The organism is Plantibacter sp. MPB07 (genome assembly GCF_046619465.1).
Classification (GTDB): Bacteria; Actinomycetota; Actinomycetes; order Actinomycetales; family Microbacteriaceae; genus Plantibacter; species Plantibacter auratus.
In genome coordinates, this window is the sequence record NZ_CP177043.1 from 3652452 (window position 1) to 3672247 (window position 19796).

Consider the following 19796-nt stretch of genomic DNA (forward strand, 5'->3'; position numbering starts at 1 on the left):
ATCGAGAGCGGCGACCCAGAGCGACGACCAGCGCGCTCAGTACTCCTGGAACGCAGGGGCCTGAGCGCGCTGGGTCGCCGTGGCCTGCCCGTTCAGTCCTGAACACCAGCTCGGGTACACCCGGAACCCGCGTTTGCCCGCGCGTCGTCCTGACGTGATGCCGAGCGCGGCGAGGTGGGCTGCGGGGAAGCGGAACACGCCTCGCCGGCCGGATTGCTCCACGAACACCAGCAGCCCTGCGGCGGGGTCGTCCTCGGTGAACGGAGCCGTTTCACCGGTCGTCGTGCGTCGCCAGAATGCGACGAACGCACCCGGTTTGGTCGGGGTGTTCCGTGCCGTCCGGAGGTGCCAGGCTTCATCGCCGATCTGCGCGATCCCGGACTCGTAGTCGCTGCCCTGCGTCGCCGGGGTCACCGAGACAGTCAGGCGGCACTCGGCCGCATAGTCCCTGAACGCCGCGAACTCCACCCCGCCACGCTAGCCGACCGGCACCGACGCTAGCGCGTCGCCGGGGAATCCACCAGCCCGTGCGCGAGAACGTCGGCGGCGGGACAGTGGAACGAGGTCGGCGACCGCCGACCGGATCGACCACCGAGGGAGGACCGATGCCCGAGCGGCAGAACCCAGCGATCAAGGACCCTGAACTCTACGAGAAGCTCCGCGATGACGGAGCGTCGAAGGGCAAGGCCGCCCGGATCTCGAACGCCGCCGCGAAGCAGGGGCGCTCGAAGATCGGGGAGAAGGGCGGTGAGTCCGGCTCCTACGACGACTGGACCGTCGCCGAATTGCGCGGCCGGGCGAAGGAGATCGGGCTGAGCGGCTACTCCGACAAGCGGAAGAGCGAACTCATCTCGATGCTTCGGAACAGCTGACGCAGCGACTCCGGTGCGGGACCGGCGGGCGCCTCAGTCTGCGGACGGGGTGTCGTCGCCCTTCGACGTGTGCACGACGATCTCGCCGGTGTTGGCCTCGTGCATCAGCTCCTCGAGCAGCGCGCGATCCACCTCGCCGACCTGATCGGAGTCGAAGGAGAACTGCAGGGCGATGGAAGGGTGCAACCAGAACGTGGTGCGCCCCTCGGAGTCGTTGTCGCGTCGCACGGTGAGCGCGAAGGACTCGTTGCGCCGCAGCTTCATGAGCGCGATCGTCTTGACGTGCGCGAGGGTCCGATCGTCGAGTCGCACCCGTGCGCCGCCCATGCCGTACACCAGTTGTCCCATGCGAGCCCTCGACCTCCAGACCCCGACAGGTTCGCCGACACGCTCAACCGGTGGCGGTGCGCATTCCGACGGGGTCCAGGTCGGAGAGGCGCACGTCCAGGATACGAAACCTGCGCGACGGCCGCAGGGTTATCCACAAAACGAGAAGACGACACACGTCCACCGTGCATTGTCCGCTGCCGAGGCCCCGGGCGCAATGGCCCTCCGGACTCAGCCGGGCGGACTAGCGTGGCTGACCTGAGGAAGGAGCTGACCATGGGATTTCTTCGCCTCGGTGCGCTCCGATCGCAGGTCGACGATCAGACGCTGGCGCAATTGGAGCACGTGATCCTCCACCGGATGCTCGACGAGCGGTCCTTCCGCCTCCAGCTCCACCGTGGACGATTCCAGTCCTCGGAAGCGGTGACCGTCACACCCGAGCAGCCGATCGTCTTCGCCTTCGATGCCGAGTTCGAGCCACCGATCGACGAGCGGATGGCCGCCGAGATGCTCGAGGAGATCGAGATCACCGGCGGGCTCCACGTCGTCGTCGCCTGACGGCCGGGATCACACCGACACCACCATGACCACCACCACGACAGGAAGCAGGAGCGACATGAGTGACTTCACCGGAGCAGACGCATGGGGAACCGACCCCGACATGGTGGTCGGTACCCCGCCCACCGAGATCCCGGACGAGCCGGCCGGTGAGGACACGGAGGACGAGCCGGACGTGCTCGAGCAGCCGGACACGGCGCCGACGGGTGATCCCGAAGCGAGCTGACCGCGGTCCGGACGCCGGACAGCACGACGCGCCGCAGACCCTCCGGTCTGCGGCGCGTCCGTGTCTGCGGTCGGGACAGTCTGCTTCCGGGTCAGGCCTCGTCCGTGTCCTCCGGGTCCGCGCCCGGACGCACGGCTGCGTCGTCGCGGATGTCGATCCGGGTGACGCCGTCGCCCTGATCGGTGACGTCGATCCGGGGAGCCGCGTCGGCCTCGGTCGCGTGCGGCGCCGTGGTCAGCTGGTCGTGGCGGTTCTCGTCGTGCGTGTGCTGCGTGTCGTCGCTGTCGGTCATGCCCAGACGATAGCGCACGGAACACCGACACCTCCCGGTATACCTTTCCGGCCCGCGATTCAACCTCTGCCGCCCGGTCCGTCCCGTTTTCGACAATGGAGGCATGAGAAAGCTGTACTACGCGAGCGGCCATCTCCTGATGGCCGACCAGACCTGCAAAGCGCTCCTCCGGTACGCACGCGCGCTCGCCCAGACAGGCGAGTCCGACATCGTGACCGTGCCGACGATCAACGAAGGCGGGAGTATCGGCCTCGCGCACCTCCTCATCGGACCGGCGAGCCAGTTGTTCTCCACGCCGGTGGAGAACGCCTCCGACGAACCGTTCGACGAGGCGACCATCGTCGAACTGGAGCAGCGGACCGCCGAGCTCCAACCGGCACGCCCGGAGTGGGCGACCGAGCTCACCGACATCGACGACCTGGAGTTCGACGAACGCTCGATGTGACATCCGGACAGACAGCGAGTCCGGAGAGACAGTGAGAGGGCCGACGGTGATCCGTCGGCCCTCTCTCCGTGTCAGCGATTCAGACGCGGGGCCCGGGCTCCGGGACGAGCACGAGTCCGTGCGTCGAGTCCGCACTCACCGCGAGGGCTTCGAGCCAGGAGCGGTTCAGATCGACCGGGACGCTCCCGGCGTACTTGAAGCGCAGCGACATCGCCGGGTGCAGCCAGATCGTGGTCCGGCCGTCGCCCGCGCGCGGGTCGTCCTTCCAGCCGAAGTAGAAGCCTTCGCCCCGGCGGAGCTTCGAACCGATCACGTGCTGCAGATGCGCGAGCACCCGGTCGTCGAACGTCACCGTCACGTCTGCGTCGTAGATCATCTTGCCCATGGGTCCTCCTGTCCGCTCTGCGTCCGGACATGATCGTCCTGCTCCTTCCAACGGTAGGCGCGTGTCGGGCGGAGCGCCACGATGACCCTGGGGGTTGCGATTCCGTCGTCGAGCAGGACGGCTTCCGCGCTCGGCGGGAGACCGCGAAGTGCCTGGGCACCTTCCGAGAAGCGCTTCTCCACCTTCCGCGGGCGCTTCTCCACCCGGGGCGGGAGTCCGAGAAGCGCTTACACCTTCCGCGGGCGCATCTCCACCCGGGGCGGGAGTCCGAGAAGCGTCCTAACGTGTTCGGCAGCACATTCGCAGAAAGGACTGGGAGATGGTCGTCACGGATCCCGCTTCGATCACGGGGGCGGCGGACAGCGGCCCCTCCGCCCCGGGCACGGCCCACGAGAAGACGCCTCGTCCACCGGTGAAGCGCCGCCGCTCGTCGGCCGCCCGCCGCGAAGCGATCACGGGGTACCTCTTCATAGCCCCATGGATCATCGGCTTCCTCGTCTTCACCGCCGGCGCCATGATCTTCAGCCTGGTGATCTCGTTCAGCGACTACAACGTGGCGACGAACGCCTCGCGTCCCGCCGGGGTCGAGAACTACGCCAGGCTCTTCGACGATCCGAAGGTCGCCGTGTCCCTCGGCAACACCCTCTTCTACGCGGTGATGGCGGTGCCGCTCGAGATCGTCTTCGCGCTCCTCCTCGCGGTGCTGCTCGCCCGCCTGGGGCGCGGTGCCGGCTTCTTCCGGACGCTGTACTACCTGCCGAAGATGACCCCGGCCGTCGCCACGGCGTCCGTGTTCCTCCTCCTGCTCAACGGCAACACCGGCGCGATCAACCGCGGCCTCGCCGCGATCGGGATCGAGGGGCCGCAGTGGCTCATCGACCCGGCCTGGGTCAAGCCGTCCATCGTGCTCATGACCCTGTGGGGCGTGAGCGGCACGATGGTGATCTTCCTCGCCGCGCTCAAGAACGTGCCCGTGGAGCTGTACGAGGTCGCCGCCCTCGACGGCGCCGGCCCGATCCGGCGGTTCTTCGCCATCACCGTGCCGATGATCTCCGGAGCCATCTTCTTCAACGTCATCGTGTTGACCATCGCGGCGCTCCAGGTGTTCGACCAGGCGTACCTCTTGTTCTGGCGAGATCAGACGAACGCGTCGCCGGAGTCCTCGCTCTTCTACGGCGTCTACCTCTTCCAGCAGGCGTTCCGCCAGTTCGACTTCGGGTTCGCCTCCGCCATGGCGTGGCTGCTCTTCGTCATCATCATGCTGATCACGCTCGTGCAGGTGCGCTTCAGCAGACGGTTCGTGTTCTACGGAGGGGAGCGCTGATGGGCGTCGGAGTCAGCGGGAAGAGCGTGGGGGCCAGGGTCGGTCGCGGCACGCTGTGGGTGGTGCTCATCGGGTTCGGGCTGCTGTTCCTCTACCCGTTCGTCTGGTTGCTCTCGGCCAGCCTGAAACCGCGTGAGCAGGTGTTCGACAACCTGCTCATCCCGCGGACGATCCGGTGGGAGAACTACGCCGAGGTCTGGGAACAGCTGCCGTTGCTGTCGTGGATGGTCAACAGCGTCCTCATCGCGATCCTCGCGGCCGGACTCGTCGCCGTCTCCAGTTCGCTCGTCGCGTTCGGGTTCGCGCAGTTCCGGTTCCCGGGCCGGGGGCTGCTGTTCGGCATCGTCCTCGCGACGATGATGCTCCCGGGAGCCGTGACGATGGTTCCCCAGTACCTCATCTGGAAGAACCTCGGCGTGCTCGGCACCTGGATCCCGTTGTTCGGCGCGAACCTCTTCGGCTCCGCGTTCTACATCTTCTTACAGCGGCAGTTCTTCCTGAGCCTCCCGCGCGACCTGTTCGAGGCGGCACGGCTCGACGGCGCGAGCGCCTGGGGTCTGTTCTGGCGGATCGCGATGCCGCTGTCGATCCCGTCGTTCGTCATCGTGTTCCTGTTCGAGTTCCAGGCGAGTTGGAACAACCTCCAGCAGGGACTCATCTACTTGAACGCCGGCAGCGTCGAAGGGTTCACCGTGCCGCTCGGGATCTCCTACGCGATGAGCACCTTCAGCCCGACGGGCGGGGGTCACGGCGACTACCAGTTCGTCATGGTGGCCGCCCTCATCGTGACCCTGCCGATGCTCCTGCTGTTCTCCATCGGTCAGCGGTCCTTCATCGACGGCGTCGCCACCCAGGGCTTGAAGGGCTGAGCCCCAGCCCCGGGTGGCGGGCCGCCGACCGGAGCGGTCTCAGTCCTTCGCCGCCTCGTAGGCGCGCATCGCCGCCGCCTGTGCGTCCGCGAGCGCCTGTTCGGTCGTCTTGTCGCCGAGGAAGACGGACGCCAGGGCGTTCTGCAGTTCCGTCTGGATCTGCTGACCGGCGGGGGAGGCGCCGAGCGAGGTGCCGTTCGGGACGACGTCGTAGAACGTCGCGATGGCCTCGTCGAACCCCGTGTTCCCGCTGGGCACCACGTGGGCGTCGCGGATGGCCTGGTCGGCCTCGGGCGACCCGGTGAAGAGGCCCGTGTTGATCGCTCCCGGCGTCTCGTCGATGGTCGCAGCGCGCGCGTCGCCGGCGGCGAGCCACGCGTCCTGCGAGGTCAGCGCGAGCGCCCAGGCGCAGGCCGCGTCACGGTTCTTCGCGGCGCTCGGGATGACGAAGGAGGTGCCGCTCGCCACGGTGAACGGCTGCCCGTCCGGTCCTCGGAACGGGACCGCGGAGATCTGCACCTGGTCGACGTACGGGGTGAGGACGTTCACGTACCACTGGGCGTCGACCTGCGCCGCGACCTGGTCGGTGACGAACTGGTTGCCGTCGCCGAAGGTGTCAAAGGAGTCGGTGAAGCTCTTCACCTTCGCGTACCCGCCCTGGGCGTCGAGGAGCTGCTTGAGGAAGTCGACCGCCACGCGGTTGGACTCGTCGTCGAGCGTCGGCTCGCCGTCGTCGCCGATGACCTGTCCACCCATGCCGAGCAACCAGAGCCCCGCCTGGCTCGGAGCCACGGGGTCGAGCCCGAGGAGGGCCGGGGTGTTGCCGTTCGCCTGGTACAGCTTCGTGACGGCGGCGAGCAGGGCGTCGGGCTTGGAGGTGTCGATCTGGTCGGCGGTCACGCCGGCTGCGGCCATGACCCGGGTGTTCAGCATGATCGCCGGCGGCTGGTAGAACTGCGGCACCGCCCACACGTGGTCGTCGTAGGTGATGTCGTCGACCACCGACGGGTAGTAGCGCTCAGCGGGATCGACGTCGTGGACGGCGAAGCACTGGTCGAGCGGGGTGATGAGTCCTTGGGCGGCGTAGGTCGCGACGAAGTTGCGGTCCATCTGGACGACGTCGGGGATGACGCCGCTGGCCGCGCGCGTGGTGAACTTCTGCGCGTCGAACGCGGTCTGGTCGATCGTGATCTCCACGTCGGAGAGCTGGCCCTCGGCGTAGTCGAGGCGGGAGGTGCCCACCTCGTCGGCGTTGTCGAAGCCCCAGGCCTTGAGCTCACCGGTCGCGTCGTCGGTGAACGCGCCGTCGGCGTCGGCATCGGGGCCGGACGTGCATCCGCTCAGCAGTAGGAGGGCGGCGGTGCCCAGGGCCGGCAGCAACAGTCGTCGCATCATGTTCCTTTCTCCCCACCGGGTACCGTCCCGGCAGTGCTCGTGAGCGTAATGCGACCGGCGAACCGACTCAGAGCTCTTGACTTGCGCGCGAATGGTGCAACACCGGGAGCCGGATCGCAAGCCTTCCACGCGGGGACGCGTGCCGATCTACCGTGTCGGCATGACTGACACTCCGACCCCGCCCAACCGGCTCGACACTGTTTTCTCGCCCAGCCGGGCCATCGTCACCGCCTCCGATTCCGGCATCGGCAGGGCCACCGCCGTCGCGCTCGCCGAAGCGGGGATGGACGTCGGCATCACCTGGCACACCGACGAGGCCGGCGCCCAGGCCACGGCCGAGGAGGTGCGGGCCCTCGGGCGTCGCGCCGCCGTCGCGCAGCTCGACACCACCGACCTCGTCGCGTGCGGCGGTGTCGTCGACCGGCTGTGCGAGGAGCTCGGAGGCCTCGACGTCTTCGTGAACAACGCCGGGACTGGTGCCTCCACGCCATTCCTCGAGATCGGACTCGAGGAATGGCGACAGGTGGTCGCCGCCGACCTCGACGGCGCGTTCGTCTGCATCCAGCGTGCGGCCCGTCATCTCGCCCAGGGCGGTGCCGGCGGGCGGATCATCGCGGTCACGAGCGTGCACGAGCACCAGCCGCGGGTCGGGTCCACGGCCTACGACGCCGCGAAGCACGGGCTCGGCGGACTGGTGAAGACCGCTGCGATCGAACTCGCCCCCTTCGGCATCACGGTCAACTCCGTGGCACCGGGCGAGATCGCGACCCCGATGACGGGGCAGACCGACGAGGACCCGCACGAGACGGAGCGCCCCGGGATCCCCGTCGGCCGACCGGGCGACGCGCGGGAGATCGCGTCCGTCATCGCGTTCCTCGCCTCCCCGGGTGCGAGCTACCTGACGGGCGCGTCCATCCCCGTCGACGGCGGCATGCTGCTCATGGGTCCGCAGGCGGGTTCGCACATCACCGCCCAGGACTGGCGGTCGGCCGACAGCCAGTAGCGGCGGCGAGCTGGACCCGCGCGCAGCAGAGCGGCACCGGAGGATGTCCGGTGCCGCTCTGCTGCGTGGTCGGGGTGCGTTCGCCGATCAGGCGCTGATCGGCAGCACCTCGGTGATCGAGGTGCGGTGCAGGACGTCCCACCGGCTCGTGTAGCTGCGCTCGGGGAGCGAGCCCAGCGCCTCCACGAGGTTTGTCGGCAGCAGGTCGCGGCGGGCCTCGCGCACGAGGTCGCCCGGACGGCACGGGTATTCCATGCTGCGCAGGAAGTGATCGAGCTCAGTGAACATCGTTGCTCCTCTCTCTGGACGCGGCGAAGCGCCCCCAATGTCGTGCGGGTCGGATCGGTCGACAGTTCGTCCGGTCGTGCCGTTCCCCCTCTTCGAGTGTCGTACGTCCACGCTGAGGTCGCCGTTCTCTTGCGGATCTGCGATCGACGTGTTACGCACGGAGACCGGGCGCCTCTAGCACGTCGGCGGCCCGCGCGCGAAGCCCTGGGGAAGGTCCGTGGGGCTTGCCAGCATGGAGGCATGTCCAAGCTCGGTGCACTCCTGAAAGACGAATCCCTGACCCTCCTCACCCGTGGCTACGGGTTCGGCGCCCATCTCTGGCGGCGCCGGCCGGGCGGGGCGAGGGCGGTCCCGTTGCGGCTCCTCGGCGACGAGGCGCTGCTCGTCCGCGGGGAGGACGCCGTGTCCCTCTTCTACGACGAGGAACGCATCGCGAGGCACGGGGCGATGCCGGCCATCGTGCAGGAGACACTCTTCGGGCACGGCTCGGTGCACAGCCTCGACGGCGACGAGCACCGGCACCGCAAGGCGACCTTCGTGGACGTCGCCTACGAGGACCAGCAGGTCGAGCGGCTGCGCCCGTACCTGGAGGAGGAGTGGGGCCGCGAGCTCGACGCCTGGATCGCCGGGGGCGACCGCTCGGCGTACGACGCGGCCGTCGGCGCCCTCGGCCGCGCGGTGATGGGCTGGGCCGGACTCCCCGGGACGGCAGTCGCGAAGACGCGGTGGGCGTCCCGTCTCGCGCAGATCGTGGACGGCTTCGGCGCGCCCTACTCGCCGGCCTACCTCCTGGCGGTCGGCAACCGCGTCTGGTCGGACCGGCACGCGCAGCGCCTCATCTCGGCGGTGCGCGACGGCTCGCTGCGACCCGCAGCGGGGACGGCGCTGCATGAATGGGCGTGGCACCGCGATCCTGCGGGACGGCTGCTCGAACCGCGGCTCGCCGGTGTCGAACTGCAGAACGTCCTGCGACCGATGATCGCGGTCGCACGCTTCGTCGCCTTCGCGGCGAAGGCGCTCCATGAGCACCCGGATTCCCGGGAGCGGATCGCGGCCGAGACCGCCGATCGTGGCGCCCTCGTCGGCGGGATGTTCGCCACGGCGTTCGCCCAGGAGATCCGGCGGACGTCGCCCTTCGTCCCGATGCTCCCCGGCTGGGCGCGTGCCGACATCGAGTTCGACGGCGAACGGGTGCAGGCGGGCGGTCGGGTGCTGCTCGACATCCTCGGCACCGACACCGACACGCGCTCGTGGGGCCCCGGAGCGGGTGTCTTCGCCCCCGGCCGGTTCGTGGGAATCGAGGACTACGAAGCCGTCACGACGTTCATCCCGCACGGTGGCGCGCAGGTGGCCACCGGTCACCGGTGCCCGGGGGAGAAGCTCGCGATCGCCGGGCTGAGCGCCGCGGTCGCGGTGCTGAGCGACCCGAGGGTCACGATCCTCGGCGAGGGCCTCGAGGTGAACCGGCGCCGGCTGCCGACCATGCCGTCGTCCGGCGGGCGCGTGCGGAAGAGCGGTGGCGCCTCGCGCTGTCCGTTCCACTGAGCCGTCTCCTCACTTCGGGAGGCCCTCCGGCCGCGAGCCCTTCGAGGTGCCCGCATCGGGTGCGTCGATCCCCGGACCACGGCCCTCGGGCGGCGGTGCCTCCGGGTGGTGCAGATCCCAGGCCGGCGCCTCGGAACGGATGCGCGGGATCGACGTGAAGTTGTGGCGCGGCGGCGGACAGGACGTCGCCCACTCCAGGGACCTGGCGGTACCCCAGGGGTCGTCCTCGGTGACCACCGCGCCGTGCCGGGCCGTCTTCACGACGTTCCAGAAGAACGGCAGCATCGAGAGCGCCAGCAGCGCCGAGCCGACGGTCGACAGCTGGTGCATCCACGTGAACCCGTCCTGCGGACTGTAGGTCGCGTACCGGCGGGGCATCCCGACGACGCCCAGCCAGTGGTGGATGAGGAACGTCGTGTGGAAACCGATGAAGAGCAACCAGAAGTGCCAGTACCCGAGTCGTTCGTCGAGCATCCGACCCGTCCACTTCGGCCACCAGAAGTAAAAACCGGCGAACATCGCGAACACGACCGTGCCGAACACCACGTAATGGAAGTGCGCGACGACGAAGTACGTGTCGTGGGTGTGGAAGTCGAGTGGTGGTGACGCCAGGATGACGCCGGTGAGTCCACCGAACACGAAGGTGACGAGGAACCCGATCGCCCACAGCATGGGCGTCTCGAAGGTGACCGATCCGCGCCACATCGTGCCCACCCAGTTGAAGATCTTCACCCCGGTCGGCACCGCGATGAGCATCGTCATGAGGGCGAAGAACGGGAGCAGGACGGACCCGGTCGCGTACATGTGGTGCGCCCAGACGGTCACGGAGAGCGCGGCGATGGCGATGGTCGCGTAGATGATCGTCTTGTACCCGAACAGCGGCTTCCGGCTGAACGCCGGGAAGACCTCGCTCACGATGCCGAAGAACGGCAGGGCGATGACGTACACCTCCGGGTGTCCGAAGAACCAGAACAGGTGCTGCCAGAGGATGGCGCCGCCGAACCCCGCGTCGAAGATGTGGCTGCCGAAGATGCGGTCGGCGGCGAGACCCGCGAGCGCCGCGGCCAGCACGGGGAACGCCATGAGTACGAGGATGGACGTGACGAGCGTGTTCCAGGTGAAGATCGGCATGCGGAACATGGTCATCCCCGGTGCGCGCATGGTGATGATCGTGGTGATGAAGTTGACGGCACCGAGGATCGTCGAGAACCCCGTGAGGAACAGGCCCATCGTCCACAGGGTGCCGCCGATCTCCGGGCTGAACGTCTCCGTGGACAGCGGGGTGTAGGCGGTCCAGCCGAACGCCGCCGCGCCGCCCGGTGTCAGGTACCCGCTGACCGCGATCGCCGATCCGACGAAGAAGAGCCAGAACGAGAACGCGTTGAGGCGTGGGAAGGCGACGTCCGGTGCGCCGATCTGCAGGGGCATCAGTGCGTTCGCGAAGCCGGCGAACAGCGGCGTCGCGAACATCAGCATCATGATCGTGCCGTGCATCGTGAAGAGCTGGTTGTACTGCTCCTTCGTCTGGATGACCTGCATCCCTGGCGCGAAGAGTTCCGCCCGGATGAGGAGTGCGAGGACGCCACCGAAGCAGAAGTAGAGGAACGCGGTGGCGATGTAGAGGTAGCCGATGGTCTTGTGGTCGGTGGAGGTCACCGCCTCGAGCAGTCGGCTGCGTCGCATCGCGGCACGCGGGCTCCCCTCGGTGGGCACTCCGACCGGTGTCCTCTTCTCCGTGACGCTCATGCCGTCCCCTCAGCCCCTCGTCCGTGCGTGCAGTCCGGCGAGCAGCGCCTGAGCGGTCGCCTCCCAGTCGTGCGAGCGACCTGGGAGGATCACGCGCCGGTCGTCCTCGATGGTGTAGCTCCAGCCCCAGCCGATCGGTGTCAGTCGGCGGAAGCTCAGCATGCCGACGGCCGCGCCGACATGGACGATCCACTCCGTGTGCGGAGGGACGTCGGTGAAGAAGTGGGCGGTGCCGTCGGGGAGCCGATAGCAGAACCACTCACCTCGGCACGGCGGCTTCGCGGACTGTTCTGGTTGCACACCGGCACGCTATGTCGGCGGTTTTCAGCACGCGCGGCGCTTGCGATCCATGACGTCACCTGGTAAAAACCGGGCGCTGTTCCGGGGCCCGTGACGCGCGTTCTAACCCGCGCTCCACGGGGAAGTCAAGTGATCCGAGCGACCGACGGCGCCGACCTAGCGTGGATGCCGAGCCGATCGGCTCCCATGTCAACGAGGAGGATCCATGCTTCGGAACATCGCCCGCATACTCGGGATCATCGTCGCCGTCCTGGCCGTCGCCGGCTTCTTCGTCGAGGGGGAACACCTCTTCGGCCTCATGAACGTCGACCTGACGCTCGACATCGTCCGCGTCGTGCTCGCCGTCGCCCTGTTGGTCGTCGGGTTCGGTCGCGTGCCGCTCAGCGCCGTGCGCGCGGTGGTCGCCGTCGGCGGTGCCCTGTACGTCGTGATGGGCCTGCTCGCCTTCGCCGACCCGACCATGTTCGGTCTGCTGCCCACCGGTTTCACCGGCTTCGACATCGGGTTCCACCTCGTCGTCGGCCTCGGCTCGCTCATCGTCGCGTTCGTCCCGGCCAAGCGGGAGCAGCCGGCGACCACGGCCCGCCGATGAGCACCGGCCCCGGTCCGAACGGCAGGGACGACCTCGTCCGGTCGAAGCACCCGGCCACCGTCCTCGCGGGGCCCTACGGACATCCGTTCCACGCCACCGTGGTGATGATCCCGATCGGTGCGTGGACGGCGAGCGTCATCTTCGACATCGCGTCACTGTTCACCGACGACCGCGAGCTGTTCGTCGTCGGCGCCCAGTGGCTCATCGCCATCGGCGTCGTCGGCGCGGTCGTGGCCGCCGTCCTCGGCCTGCTCGACCTCCGGGTCATCGCCCCGGCGACGAAGGCCCGACGGACCGCGCTCACCCACCTGGGGTTCAACCTCGCGGCCGTCGTCCTCTTCGCCCTGAGTTGGATCGTCCGGGTCGCCGGGCCGGAGGGCGACCTGAGCGTCCTCGGCATCATCCTCGCCTGGGTCGCGTTCCTGCTCGTCGGGGTGTCCGGCTTCCTCGGAGGAGAGCTGGCCTACCGGTACGGCGTGCGCGTGGCCGAGGAACAGACGCAGCGCAACGGATTCCTGGCGCCTGCCGATCGCCGATAGCGAGGTGGACCAGGAGCGAGTGAGGGAGGACTCGACCATGACCGAGCGTCATCCGGTGGCCGAGCAGGTCATCGTCATCACCGGCGCGTCGAGCGGCATCGGCCGGGGCACCGCGCTCCGGCTGGCCGAGCTCGGCGCGCGGGTCGTCGTCGCCGCCAGACGCGGCGAGGTGCTCGACGGGCTCGTCGGCGAGATCGCCGCGGCCGGGGGAACGGCGCTCGCCGTCCCGATGGACGTGAGCAGACCCGACGACGTCCTCCTGCTCCGCGATGCCGCACTCGACCGCTTCGAGCGGATCGACGTGTGGATCAACAACGTGGGGATCGGAGCCCTCGGGTACTTCTGGGACATCCCCGTGGAGGACCACCTCCGCACCGTCGACGTGAACCTCTCGGGTCTCATCCTCGGTGCGCACGCGGCGCTCCGGGTGTTCCGCGAGCAGGGACACGGCACCCTCGTGAACGTCGGATCGGTCGACAGCGAGGTCCCGTTGGCCTACCAGGCCGTGTACGCGGCGACGAAGGCGGCCGTCCTCAGCCTCTCGCGGTCCCTCAACGAGGAGTTGCGGCTGGCCGGTGAGGCGGAGCGCATCAGGGTCGGTACGGTCCTGCCCTGGGCGGTCGACACACCCTGGTGGACGCACGCCGCCAACTACACGGGGAAGGCCCCGCGGATGGCGGCGCTCGACGACCCGTCCGTCGTGGTCGACGCGCTCGTGGCCGCCTGCACGCATCCGAAGGAGCAGCAGGCCGCGGGGATGAAGGCGCGTGCCGCGACGATCTCGCACCAGCTCATGCCGGATGTGACGGAACGCGTGTCGGCGAAGATCATCGACGGCGAGCTCTCCCGGGCCTCCGCGTCCCGGCCGACCGCCGGCACCATCCACGCCCCGGGGCCCGCCGGCATCACCGTCGACGGCGGGGTGCGGGAACGCATGCGGTCCGAGGAGCCGGCGGACCCGGATCCGCGGTCGCCGGCGGCGTGATCGCGACCGTTGCCGATGGACGTGCCCGTCACTAGCGTGAGGGCATGACGCAGCTCAGGGTCCACAATCTCGCCGTCTCACTCGACGGCTTCGCGACGGGCGAGGGGCAGTCCTTCGAGACGCCGTTCGGTCACGCGCAGCACCGACTCATGCAGTGGTTCTTCCCGACCCGCACCTTCGTCGCGATGAGCGGTCACGAGGACGAAGCGGTCGGCGCGGGGACGCGAGGCGTGGACGACGCGTTTGCCGCGGCGACGGGCGACGGCATCGGCGTCGAGATCATGGGACGTCGTAAGTTCGGGCCGCAACTCGGACCATGGGAGGACGAGACGTGGCGCGGCTGGTGGGGCGAGGAACCGCCCTTCCACAGCCCGGTCGTGGTCCTGACGCACCACGAGCGGCCTGACCTCGTCGTCGGGGAGACGACCTTCCTCTTCCGGGAGCTGTCGCCGGTGGACGCGCTGGCACTCGCCACCTCACTGGCGGGCGGGCTGGACGTCCGGCTCGGCGGTGGTGCGACGACCGTCCGCGAGTTCCTCGAAGCCGACCTCGTCGACCACCTCCACGTGGTCGTCGTCCCGATCCTGCTGGGCCGGGGCGTGCGCCTGTGGGACGGGCTCGAGGGCCTGGAGGACCGCTTCACGGTGGAGACGACGGCCTCGCCGAGCGGCGTGGTCCACCACGTCTTCAGGAGGAAGGCACGCTGAAGCGCCGGCCTCGGTGAGGCCGGCGCTCAGGCCACGGTTCAGTGGCGCAGCATCCGGAGGACGCGGCGCCCGCCGAGGAACCCGACGACGAGCGCGACCAGCCACGGGCCGCCGACGATGATCGGGTCGAGCCACTGGTGCTTCACGTCGACGCGACGACGCCGGAACCGTGAACTCCAGCCGGAGTACATCGTCTCGGCGAGGATCCCGGTCTCGGTGATCGGGTTGTCGGGCCGGGTCGTCAGGAACGACCGCGCATGGCTCCCGACGGCGTCCACACGGTCGCCGAGCAGCAGGAGCAGCCAGTGGGCCGCGCGACCCTCGCTGTAGCGACGGTAGGCGAGCCGCTTGATCGCTCCTGACACCCCGCGGAGCGGCACACTGGTGCCGAAGACCGGTGGGAGCTCGAGATGCTCGATCGAGCGCTCGCGCGACCCGTGCTGTTCCTGTCGCTCGGGCTTCACCCAGTGCGATCCGGGTGCCGGTGTCGGCGGCCATTCGCGGGGGACGGACGGGCGGTCGGCCGGGTCGAGGTCCGCGCCCCAGCCCGGGATCCTCGCGCGGAGTTCCTCGCTGCTCGGCGTCGGTCGTCCTCCGTCGGCGGTGTACGGCATGTGGGTTCCTTCCGTCCGCGTCAGGCCGCGCTCGGCACGATGACGGGCTTGATGCAGTCGTCGAGCTTCGCGGAGAACAGGTGGTACCCCTCCGCGATGTGCTCGAGCGGGATGCGATGGGTGATGATGTCGCTCGGCTTCAGGTGCCCGGCCCGGATGTGTTTGAACAGCCGGGGCCACTGCCGTTTGGCCGGACACTGGTTCATGCGGAGGGTGAGGCCCTTGTTCATCGCGTCACCGAACTTCACGGCGCTGAACATCGGCCCGTAGGCGCCCATGACCGAGACGACCCCGCCCTTGCGGACGGCGTCGATCGCCCAGTTGAGCGCGACGGGTGAGCCGCCCTGGAGCTTGAGCTTCGCCGAGGTGATGTGCTGCAGCAGGTTGCCGTCCGCCTCCGCGCCGACCGCGTCGATCACCGTGTCGGCACCGAGTCCGTCGGTCTCGAGTTTGAGTCGGAGGACGATGTCGTCCACCTCACCGAAGTTGATCGTCTCGGCGTAGGCGAACTCGCGGGCCTTCGCGAGCCGGTACTCGAGGTGGTCGACGACGATGACGCGACCGGCGCCCATGAGCCAGGCGGACCGCGCGGCGAACAAGCCGACCGGTCCCGCACCGAACACGACCACGGTCTGCCCCTCGGTGATGTCCGCGAGCTGCGCTCCGAAGTACCCGGTCGCGAGGGCGTCGGTCATGAGCAGCGCGTCGTCCTCGTCGATGTCGTCGGGGATGCGCTGCGGGCCGACGTCCGCGAACGGGACGCGGACGAGCTCGGCCTGGCCACCGTCGAAACCGCCGCACGTGTGCGAGTAGCCGAATATCCCGCCGACGGCCGTCGCGTTCGGGTTGACGTTGTGGCAGTTGGAGAACAGGCCGCGGGCGCAGAAGTAGCAGGTGCCGCACGAGATGTGGAACGGCACCATCACCCGGTCGCCCACGGCGAGGTGCTCGACGCTGGAACCGACGGACTCGACCACCCCGACGAACTCGTGGCCGAAGGTGGAGCCGACGCGGGTGTCCGGCATCATGCCGTGGTACAGGTGCAGATCGGACCCGCAGATGGCTGCCCTGGTCACTCGGATGATCGCGTCGTTCGGGTGCTCCAGCCGCGGGTCGGCCTTCTCCTCGGCGCGGACCTTGTACGGCCCGCGGTAGCTCATCGCTCGCATGCGGCGCCCGTCACTCCGAGATCCCGGCGACGGTCTCGCCGGTCTCCGTGGCGCTCAGGCTGCGGGCGACGTCGGCCTGGCTGAGCATGCCGACGCACTCGGCGCCGGGCGTCATGATGTCTCGTGCGGTCGTCATGGTCGTGCTCCGTCCTGATCGGCCACCCCCGACGGGCGGCAGGTGATCCGAGGCTAGACAGCCCCACGGGATGCGGATCGGGCATTGCGATTCCGCGGCGGGTGGCGCACACTTCGCGCCCGCGGACGACGACCGCGGTGCTGACCGGCCCGGCGACGCGCGCGCGTATTGTCCACACGCCGGACCAGGAAGTCCAGTGCCGCAGACGGGTCGCGCAGGAAGCGTTGACTGGCCGTTCCGCCGAGCCGAGTCGACGAGGGACGCCGGCCCGAATCCGCACGGCGGTGCAGGAGGTGAACGATGTTCTTCCATCGACAGGAACTACAGCACACGGCCACACCCGACAAGCCCGACGCCGTCTACGCGAGGAAGCTGCAGGAGGTGCTCGGCGGCCAGTACGGCGAGATCACCGTGGCGTTGCAGTACCAGTTCCAGGGGTGGAACATGCACCTCCCCGGCAAATACCGCGACCTCGTGTTCGGGATCGGCGCGGAGGAGATGGGGCACGTCGAGATGCTGGCGGTCATGATCGCCCAACTCCTCGAGAAGTCGCCCCTCGGCATCACCGAGGACGCCATCCAGGACGACCCGACGGTCGCCGCGATCATCGGCGGGACCGACGTCCAGCACGCGATCGTCGCCGGCGCCGGAGCGCGACCGGTCGACAGCAACGGCAACCCGTGGCAGGGGAGTTTCATCACCGGCAGCGGCAACCTGCTCGCCGACTTCACGGCGAACGCCAACGCCGAGATGCAGGGCCGGGTGCAGGTCGCACGGCTCTACCACATGACCGACGACTCGGGCGTGCGCGATCTGCTCTCGTTCCTGCTCGCCCGCGACACCATGCACCAGAACCAGTGGATGGCCGCCGCGGCCGAACTGCGCGAGGAGGGACTCGAGGACCTGCCGGTGCCGAGCAACTTCCCGATCGAGAAGGAGGAACGCGAGGTGTCGTACCAGTACATCAACTTCTCGGACGGACAGGCGGCCGCGGACGGTAGCTGGGCGAGCGGGCCGACACCGGACGGCAAGGGCGAGTTCAGCTACGTGCCGGAACCGCCGGCGGGCGTCCCGATGCCGCCGCCGACGCACCCGGACTCGCGGCTGTACGGCACCACGGAGCTGCCGAACCCCGTGGAGAAGCTCGCAGGACGAGTGCAGGACAAGCTCCACAAGGAGTGAGCCTCCGTGCGACGGCGGTCGGTTCGAGCGCCCGGATCGACCGCTGCCGCACCACCTCCGCACCGCCCAGCCGACCGGAAGGACCACCATGCCCCGAGTCCGCAGACCCCGTGCGACCCTCCATCGCTCGGTCGCGCCCGGTATCCACCGACTCGAGCACGCGTACACGAACAGCTACCTCGTGGAGGACGGGACCGGCCTCACCCTCGTGGACGCCGGGCTGCCCGCGACCCACGGGTACCTGCTCCAGGCGATCGCAGCGATCGGGCGGGAACCCGAGGACCTCGTCGCCCTCGTGATCACCCACGCGCACTTCGACCACCTCGGGGTCGCCGCGCGCCTCCGCGCGGCGACCGGCTGCCAGGTGCTCGTCCACGACGAGGACGCGGAGCTCGCCGAGCACCCCTACCGGTACCTCCACGAGCGACCTCGGACGAGCTACCCGTTGCGCTACCCGGCGGCACTCCCGGCGCTCGCGTCGATGACCGCGGCCGGGGCGTTGTGGGTGCGTGGGACGTCGAGGACCGAGCCGTTGCCGGGTTCGGGGACCGTCGACGTGCCGGGCTCGCCCACGGTCGTCTTCACGCCGGGTCACACCTTCGGCCACTGCTCCCTCGACTTCCCCGATCGCGGTGCCGTCATCGGCGGCGACGCCCTCGTGAACCTCGACCCGTACACCGGCGAGACCGGCCCACGCGTCGTCGCGGGGGCGGCCACCGCCAACGCGCGGCTCGCCCTCGAATCGCTCGACGCACTCGCCGCCCTCGGCACGAGGACCCTTCTGCCCGGACACGGCCGGCCCTGGCGCGGCGACCTCCGCGAGGCCGTCCAGGCGGCCCACCGGGCCGGTGTCGCCTGAGGGCCTCCACGTTTCAGACCACCCATCACCCTGGTCGGCGACCGTCGCCGACCGACACCGGAAAGGAGCGGACCATGACGACCACCGGACCGCAGGACAACCCGCAGAACCACGACCTGATCGACGACGACGCCGGCGTCGACAAGCCCTCGCAGGCGGAGGGTTCCGAGGACCAGGTGCCCGACGCCGCCGAACCCGATGGGGACGACGCCGTCGGCTGACCGCGGCAGGAACCACCGACCACCCACGTGGACTCCACCCACGTGGACACCGCATCGACACCGAAGAGGAGACACCATGGCTGAGAACCCCACCCCCATCGAACTGCAGAAGTACCTGTCGGGGGTCGACTACCCCGCGAGCCGCGACGAGCTCGTCCGCACCGCCCATGATCAGGGCGCGCCGGACGACGTGATCGAGGCGCTCGAACAGGCCGACCAGGACGAGTTCGACGGCCCCACCGCCGTGTCGAGCGCCGTCTCGGGAGACTGAATGACGAGCCGGCGACCATCCGAGCGGTGGGCGGCCGGCGAGGTCGACGACGAGGTCGCGATCGACGTCCTCGTGCCGACGGCCGGGCGTGGTGGCGAGCTGGCGGTGACGCTGGCGGGACTCGCCGCTCAGGACGATCCGACGTTCCGGGTGATCGTGAGCGATCAGTCCGACGACGGCTCGGGGGTGCTCCAACCGAGCACGCAGGCCATGGTGCGGGTGCTCCGCGCGCAGGGGCGGGAGGTCCGGCTGGTCCGGCACCTCCCGCGCCGCGGGCTCGCGGAGCACCGCCAGTCGCTGCTCGACCGGGCCACGGCCCCCGCGGTCCTGTTCCTCGACGACGACGTCTGGCTCGAGCCGGGCCAGCTGCAGCGCCTGCACGACGCCCTGAGCACCCTCGGCTGCGGCTTCGTCGGCGCGGCGGTGCAGGGGCTGTCCTACCTGCCCGACGAACGGCCCGAGCAGCAGCGGACGTTCGAACCCTGGACCGGCGAGGTCGTCCCGGAGCTGATCCGGCGGGGCACGCCTGCGTTCGACCGGTGGCCGCTCCACAACGCCGCGAACCTCGCGCACCTCGCGAGGGACGTGCCGATCCCGGAGCGGGGTTGGCTGGCCTACAAGGTCGCCTGGGTGGGCGGCTGCGTGCTGTACCGGCGCGACGCGCTCCTGGCGGCCGGCGGTTTCACGTTCTGGGACGAGCTGCCGCCGCTGCATTCGGGGGAGGATGTGCTCGCGCAGTGGCGCGTGATGGAGCGGTTCGGCGGAGCGGGCGTCCTGCCGAGCGGGGCCGTGCACCTGGAGGCCCCGACGACGATCCCCGAGCGCCCGGTGGACGCGTTCGACGTCGTGCGCGCGTGACTCGGGCGCCCACGCGGACGGGTGCGCGATTGTGCCCGAGCCGCCGGCAGAACGCAAGCGATGATCGTGCCCTCCTCGCTTCTCGGAA

General features: G+C 69.5%; 28 protein-coding genes. 17 read left to right on the forward strand and 11 right to left on the reverse strand.

The window, feature by feature from the left end; all coding sequences use genetic code 11:
• Positions 1–36: 36 nt before the first annotated feature.
• Positions 37–414, reverse strand: a complete 378-nt coding sequence (locus ACLIME_RS16990; protein WP_411557671.1) for a MepB family protein — start codon at positions 412–414, stop codon at positions 37–39.
• A gap of 191 nt (positions 415–605) precedes the next feature.
• On the opposite strand from ACLIME_RS16990, the gene ACLIME_RS16995 reads away from it, so the two are divergent.
• Positions 606–872, forward strand: a complete 267-nt coding sequence (locus tag ACLIME_RS16995; protein WP_079704801.1) for a Rho termination factor N-terminal domain-containing protein — start codon at positions 606–608, stop codon at positions 870–872.
• A 33-nt stretch (positions 873–905) separates the two neighbouring features.
• On the opposite strand, the gene ACLIME_RS17000 is transcribed toward ACLIME_RS16995, so the two are convergent.
• A complete protein-coding gene (locus ACLIME_RS17000; RefSeq protein WP_411557672.1) occupies positions 906–1220 on the reverse strand; it encodes a hypothetical protein in 315 nt (104 codons plus the stop codon).
• 255 nt (positions 1221–1475) lie between these two features.
• Here ACLIME_RS17000 and ACLIME_RS17005 point away from each other — a divergent pair, with 255 nt between their 5' ends.
• Complete coding sequence (locus tag ACLIME_RS17005; RefSeq protein ID WP_079704803.1) at positions 1476–1757, forward strand: hypothetical protein; 282 nt, start codon at positions 1476–1478, stop codon at positions 1755–1757.
• A gap of 58 nt (positions 1758–1815) precedes the next feature.
• A complete protein-coding gene (locus ACLIME_RS17010) occupies positions 1816–1983 on the forward strand; it encodes a hypothetical protein (protein ID WP_411557673.1) in 168 nt (55 codons plus the stop codon).
• A 91-nt stretch (positions 1984–2074) separates the two neighbouring features.
• Here ACLIME_RS17010 and ACLIME_RS17015 read toward each other — a convergent pair whose 3' ends face one another.
• Complete coding sequence (locus tag ACLIME_RS17015) at positions 2075–2275, reverse strand: hypothetical protein (protein WP_079704804.1); 201 nt, start codon at positions 2273–2275, stop codon at positions 2075–2077.
• A gap of 103 nt (positions 2276–2378) precedes the next feature.
• Between ACLIME_RS17015 and ACLIME_RS17020 the strand changes: the two genes are divergently transcribed.
• Positions 2379–2720 (forward strand): hypothetical protein, encoded by a 342-nt coding sequence (locus tag ACLIME_RS17020; protein WP_139382381.1) that lies wholly within the window; start codon positions 2379–2381, stop codon positions 2718–2720.
• Between the two features lie 79 nt (positions 2721–2799).
• Here ACLIME_RS17020 and ACLIME_RS17025 read toward each other — a convergent pair whose 3' ends face one another.
• Complete coding sequence (locus ACLIME_RS17025; protein ID WP_079704806.1) at positions 2800–3105, reverse strand: ATP-dependent DNA ligase; 306 nt, start codon at positions 3103–3105, stop codon at positions 2800–2802.
• Positions 3106–3424: 319 nt separating this feature from the next.
• Here ACLIME_RS17025 and ACLIME_RS17030 point away from each other — a divergent pair, with 319 nt between their 5' ends.
• Positions 3425–4429 (forward strand): carbohydrate ABC transporter permease, encoded by a 1005-nt coding sequence (locus tag ACLIME_RS17030; protein ID WP_411557674.1) that lies wholly within the window; start codon positions 3425–3427, stop codon positions 4427–4429.
• Positions 4429–5298, forward strand: coding sequence for a carbohydrate ABC transporter permease (locus ACLIME_RS17035; protein ID WP_079704808.1), 870 nt, complete (start codon positions 4429–4431; stop codon positions 5296–5298). Before ACLIME_RS17030 ends, ACLIME_RS17035 begins: the two co-directional genes overlap by 1 nt.
• Before the next feature lie 39 nt (positions 5299–5337).
• Here the strand turns inward: ACLIME_RS17035 and ACLIME_RS17040 are convergent, their stop codons facing one another.
• Positions 5338–6690, reverse strand: a complete 1353-nt coding sequence (locus ACLIME_RS17040; protein WP_411557675.1) for an ABC transporter substrate-binding protein — start codon at positions 6688–6690, stop codon at positions 5338–5340.
• A gap of 163 nt (positions 6691–6853) precedes the next feature.
• Between ACLIME_RS17040 and ACLIME_RS17045 the strand changes: the two genes are divergently transcribed.
• On the forward strand, positions 6854–7696 hold the full coding sequence (locus ACLIME_RS17045; protein WP_411557676.1) for an SDR family oxidoreductase: 843 nt from the start codon (positions 6854–6856) through the stop codon (positions 7694–7696).
• An 87-nt stretch (positions 7697–7783) separates the two neighbouring features.
• Here ACLIME_RS17045 and ACLIME_RS17050 read toward each other — a convergent pair whose 3' ends face one another.
• Complete coding sequence (locus ACLIME_RS17050) at positions 7784–7984, reverse strand: DUF2795 domain-containing protein (protein WP_079704810.1); 201 nt, start codon at positions 7982–7984, stop codon at positions 7784–7786.
• A gap of 240 nt (positions 7985–8224) precedes the next feature.
• Between ACLIME_RS17050 and ACLIME_RS17055 the strand changes: the two genes are divergently transcribed.
• Complete coding sequence (locus ACLIME_RS17055; protein WP_411557677.1) at positions 8225–9529, forward strand: cytochrome P450; 1305 nt, start codon at positions 8225–8227, stop codon at positions 9527–9529.
• A 9-nt stretch (positions 9530–9538) separates the two neighbouring features.
• On the opposite strand, the gene ctaD is transcribed toward ACLIME_RS17055, so the two are convergent.
• The gene (gene ctaD, locus ACLIME_RS17060) at positions 9539–11212 is read right to left on the reverse strand and encodes a cytochrome c oxidase subunit I (protein WP_411558807.1); all 1674 of its coding nucleotides are present in this window, start codon (positions 11210–11212) and stop codon (positions 9539–9541) included.
• A gap of 72 nt (positions 11213–11284) precedes the next feature.
• Positions 11285–11575 carry a hypothetical protein gene (locus ACLIME_RS17065; RefSeq protein WP_411557678.1) on the reverse strand — a complete coding sequence of 97 codons (291 nt, stop codon included), beginning with the start codon at positions 11573–11575 and terminating at the stop codon, positions 11285–11287.
• 205 nt (positions 11576–11780) lie between these two features.
• Between ACLIME_RS17065 and ACLIME_RS17070 the strand changes: the two genes are divergently transcribed.
• Genes ACLIME_RS17070 through ACLIME_RS17085 form a run of 4 tightly spaced genes read left to right on the forward strand, consistent with a single transcriptional unit; the run spans position 11781 to position 14398 of the window.
• Entirely contained in the window at positions 11781–12167 is a 387-nt protein-coding gene (locus ACLIME_RS17070; RefSeq protein WP_411557679.1) for a DUF4383 domain-containing protein, read from the forward strand.
• Entirely contained in the window at positions 12164–12706 is a 543-nt protein-coding gene (locus ACLIME_RS17075; protein ID WP_411557680.1) for a DUF2231 domain-containing protein, read from the forward strand. Before ACLIME_RS17070 ends, ACLIME_RS17075 begins: the two co-directional genes overlap by 4 nt.
• 37 nt (positions 12707–12743) lie before the next feature.
• Positions 12744–13691 carry an SDR family NAD(P)-dependent oxidoreductase gene (locus ACLIME_RS17080; RefSeq protein WP_411557681.1) on the forward strand — a complete coding sequence of 316 codons (948 nt, stop codon included), beginning with the start codon at positions 12744–12746 and terminating at the stop codon, positions 13689–13691.
• Positions 13692–13735: 44 nt separating this feature from the next.
• Positions 13736–14398 (forward strand): dihydrofolate reductase family protein, encoded by a 663-nt coding sequence (locus tag ACLIME_RS17085; protein ID WP_411557682.1) that lies wholly within the window; start codon positions 13736–13738, stop codon positions 14396–14398.
• 38 nt (positions 14399–14436) lie between these two features.
• Here the strand turns inward: ACLIME_RS17085 and ACLIME_RS17090 are convergent, their stop codons facing one another.
• Genes ACLIME_RS17090 through ACLIME_RS17100 form a run of 3 tightly spaced genes read right to left on the reverse strand, consistent with a single transcriptional unit; the run spans position 14437 to position 16317 of the window.
• Positions 14437–15012 (reverse strand): hypothetical protein, encoded by a 576-nt coding sequence (locus ACLIME_RS17090; RefSeq protein ID WP_411557683.1) that lies wholly within the window; start codon positions 15010–15012, stop codon positions 14437–14439.
• 20 nt (positions 15013–15032) lie between these two features.
• A complete protein-coding gene (locus ACLIME_RS17095; protein ID WP_411557684.1) occupies positions 15033–16181 on the reverse strand; it encodes a zinc-dependent alcohol dehydrogenase in 1149 nt (382 codons plus the stop codon).
• Positions 16182–16191: 10 nt separating this feature from the next.
• Positions 16192–16317: a hypothetical protein gene (locus tag ACLIME_RS17100; RefSeq protein WP_411557685.1), complete on the reverse strand. Its 126-nt coding sequence runs from the start codon at positions 16315–16317 to the stop codon at positions 16192–16194.
• Positions 16318–16617: 300 nt separating this feature from the next.
• Between ACLIME_RS17100 and ACLIME_RS17105 the strand changes: the two genes are divergently transcribed.
• From ACLIME_RS17105 to ACLIME_RS17125, 5 genes are all read left to right on the forward strand, one after another.
• Positions 16618–17499, forward strand: a complete 882-nt coding sequence (locus tag ACLIME_RS17105; protein ID WP_411557686.1) for a manganese catalase family protein — start codon at positions 16618–16620, stop codon at positions 17497–17499.
• Between the two features lie 88 nt (positions 17500–17587).
• Positions 17588–18358 carry an MBL fold metallo-hydrolase gene (locus ACLIME_RS17110; RefSeq protein ID WP_411557687.1) on the forward strand — a complete coding sequence of 257 codons (771 nt, stop codon included), beginning with the start codon at positions 17588–17590 and terminating at the stop codon, positions 18356–18358.
• A 74-nt stretch (positions 18359–18432) separates the two neighbouring features.
• On the forward strand, positions 18433–18579 hold the full coding sequence (locus ACLIME_RS17115; RefSeq protein WP_167374514.1) for a hypothetical protein: 147 nt from the start codon (positions 18433–18435) through the stop codon (positions 18577–18579).
• Between the two features lie 76 nt (positions 18580–18655).
• Positions 18656–18850 carry a DUF2795 domain-containing protein gene (locus ACLIME_RS17120; protein WP_411557688.1) on the forward strand — a complete coding sequence of 65 codons (195 nt, stop codon included), beginning with the start codon at positions 18656–18658 and terminating at the stop codon, positions 18848–18850.
• Positions 18851–19708 carry a glycosyltransferase family 2 protein gene (locus ACLIME_RS17125; RefSeq protein WP_411557689.1) on the forward strand — a complete coding sequence of 286 codons (858 nt, stop codon included), beginning with the start codon at positions 18851–18853 and terminating at the stop codon, positions 19706–19708.
• Positions 19709–19796: the final 88 nt, after the last annotated feature.

Bases quoted from the DNA above. Each gene is read 5' to 3' on its own strand.
- ACLIME_RS17000 (WP_411557672.1), bottom strand. From the start codon at position 1,220: ATGGGACAACTGGTGTACGGCATGGGCGGCGCACGGGTGCGACTCGAC.
- ctaD (WP_411558807.1), bottom strand. From the start codon at position 11,212: ATGCGACGCAGCCGACTGCTCGAGGCGGTGACCTCCACCGACCACAAG.
- ACLIME_RS17050 (WP_079704810.1), bottom strand. From the start codon at position 7,984: ATGTTCACTGAGCTCGATCACTTCCTGCGCAGCATGGAATACCCGTGC.
- ACLIME_RS17070 (WP_411557679.1), top strand. From the start codon at position 11,781: ATGCTTCGGAACATCGCCCGCATACTCGGGATCATCGTCGCCGTCCTG.
- ACLIME_RS17030 (WP_411557674.1), top strand. From the start codon at position 3,425: ATGGTCGTCACGGATCCCGCTTCGATCACGGGGGCGGCGGACAGCGGC.
- ACLIME_RS17015 (WP_079704804.1), bottom strand. From the start codon at position 2,275: ATGACCGACAGCGACGACACGCAGCACACGCACGACGAGAACCGCCAC.
- ACLIME_RS17005 (WP_079704803.1), top strand. From the start codon at position 1,476: ATGGGATTTCTTCGCCTCGGTGCGCTCCGATCGCAGGTCGACGATCAG.
- ACLIME_RS17075 (WP_411557680.1), top strand. From the start codon at position 12,164: ATGAGCACCGGCCCCGGTCCGAACGGCAGGGACGACCTCGTCCGGTCG.
- ACLIME_RS17100 (WP_411557685.1), bottom strand. From the start codon at position 16,317: ATGACGACCGCACGAGACATCATGACGCCCGGCGCCGAGTGCGTCGGC.
- ACLIME_RS17035 (WP_079704808.1), top strand. From the start codon at position 4,429: ATGGGCGTCGGAGTCAGCGGGAAGAGCGTGGGGGCCAGGGTCGGTCGC.
- ACLIME_RS17020 (WP_139382381.1), top strand. From the start codon at position 2,379: ATGAGAAAGCTGTACTACGCGAGCGGCCATCTCCTGATGGCCGACCAG.
- ACLIME_RS17095 (WP_411557684.1), bottom strand. From the start codon at position 16,181: ATGCGAGCGATGAGCTACCGCGGGCCGTACAAGGTCCGCGCCGAGGAG.
- ACLIME_RS17110 (WP_411557687.1), top strand. From the start codon at position 17,588: ATGCCCCGAGTCCGCAGACCCCGTGCGACCCTCCATCGCTCGGTCGCG.
- ACLIME_RS17120 (WP_411557688.1), top strand. From the start codon at position 18,656: ATGGCTGAGAACCCCACCCCCATCGAACTGCAGAAGTACCTGTCGGGG.
- ACLIME_RS17125 (WP_411557689.1), top strand. From the start codon at position 18,851: ATGACGAGCCGGCGACCATCCGAGCGGTGGGCGGCCGGCGAGGTCGAC.
- ACLIME_RS17045 (WP_411557676.1), top strand. From the start codon at position 6,854: ATGACTGACACTCCGACCCCGCCCAACCGGCTCGACACTGTTTTCTCG.
- ACLIME_RS17080 (WP_411557681.1), top strand. From the start codon at position 12,744: ATGACCGAGCGTCATCCGGTGGCCGAGCAGGTCATCGTCATCACCGGC.
- ACLIME_RS17085 (WP_411557682.1), top strand. From the start codon at position 13,736: ATGACGCAGCTCAGGGTCCACAATCTCGCCGTCTCACTCGACGGCTTC.
- ACLIME_RS17040 (WP_411557675.1), bottom strand. From the start codon at position 6,690: ATGCGACGACTGTTGCTGCCGGCCCTGGGCACCGCCGCCCTCCTACTG.
- ACLIME_RS17055 (WP_411557677.1), top strand. From the start codon at position 8,225: ATGTCCAAGCTCGGTGCACTCCTGAAAGACGAATCCCTGACCCTCCTC.
- ACLIME_RS17010 (WP_411557673.1), top strand. From the start codon at position 1,816: ATGAGTGACTTCACCGGAGCAGACGCATGGGGAACCGACCCCGACATG.
- ACLIME_RS16995 (WP_079704801.1), top strand. From the start codon at position 606: ATGCCCGAGCGGCAGAACCCAGCGATCAAGGACCCTGAACTCTACGAG.
- ACLIME_RS17105 (WP_411557686.1), top strand. From the start codon at position 16,618: ATGTTCTTCCATCGACAGGAACTACAGCACACGGCCACACCCGACAAG.
- ACLIME_RS17025 (WP_079704806.1), bottom strand. From the start codon at position 3,105: ATGGGCAAGATGATCTACGACGCAGACGTGACGGTGACGTTCGACGAC.
- ACLIME_RS17115 (WP_167374514.1), top strand. From the start codon at position 18,433: ATGACGACCACCGGACCGCAGGACAACCCGCAGAACCACGACCTGATC.
- ACLIME_RS17090 (WP_411557683.1), bottom strand. From the start codon at position 15,012: ATGCCGTACACCGCCGACGGAGGACGACCGACGCCGAGCAGCGAGGAA.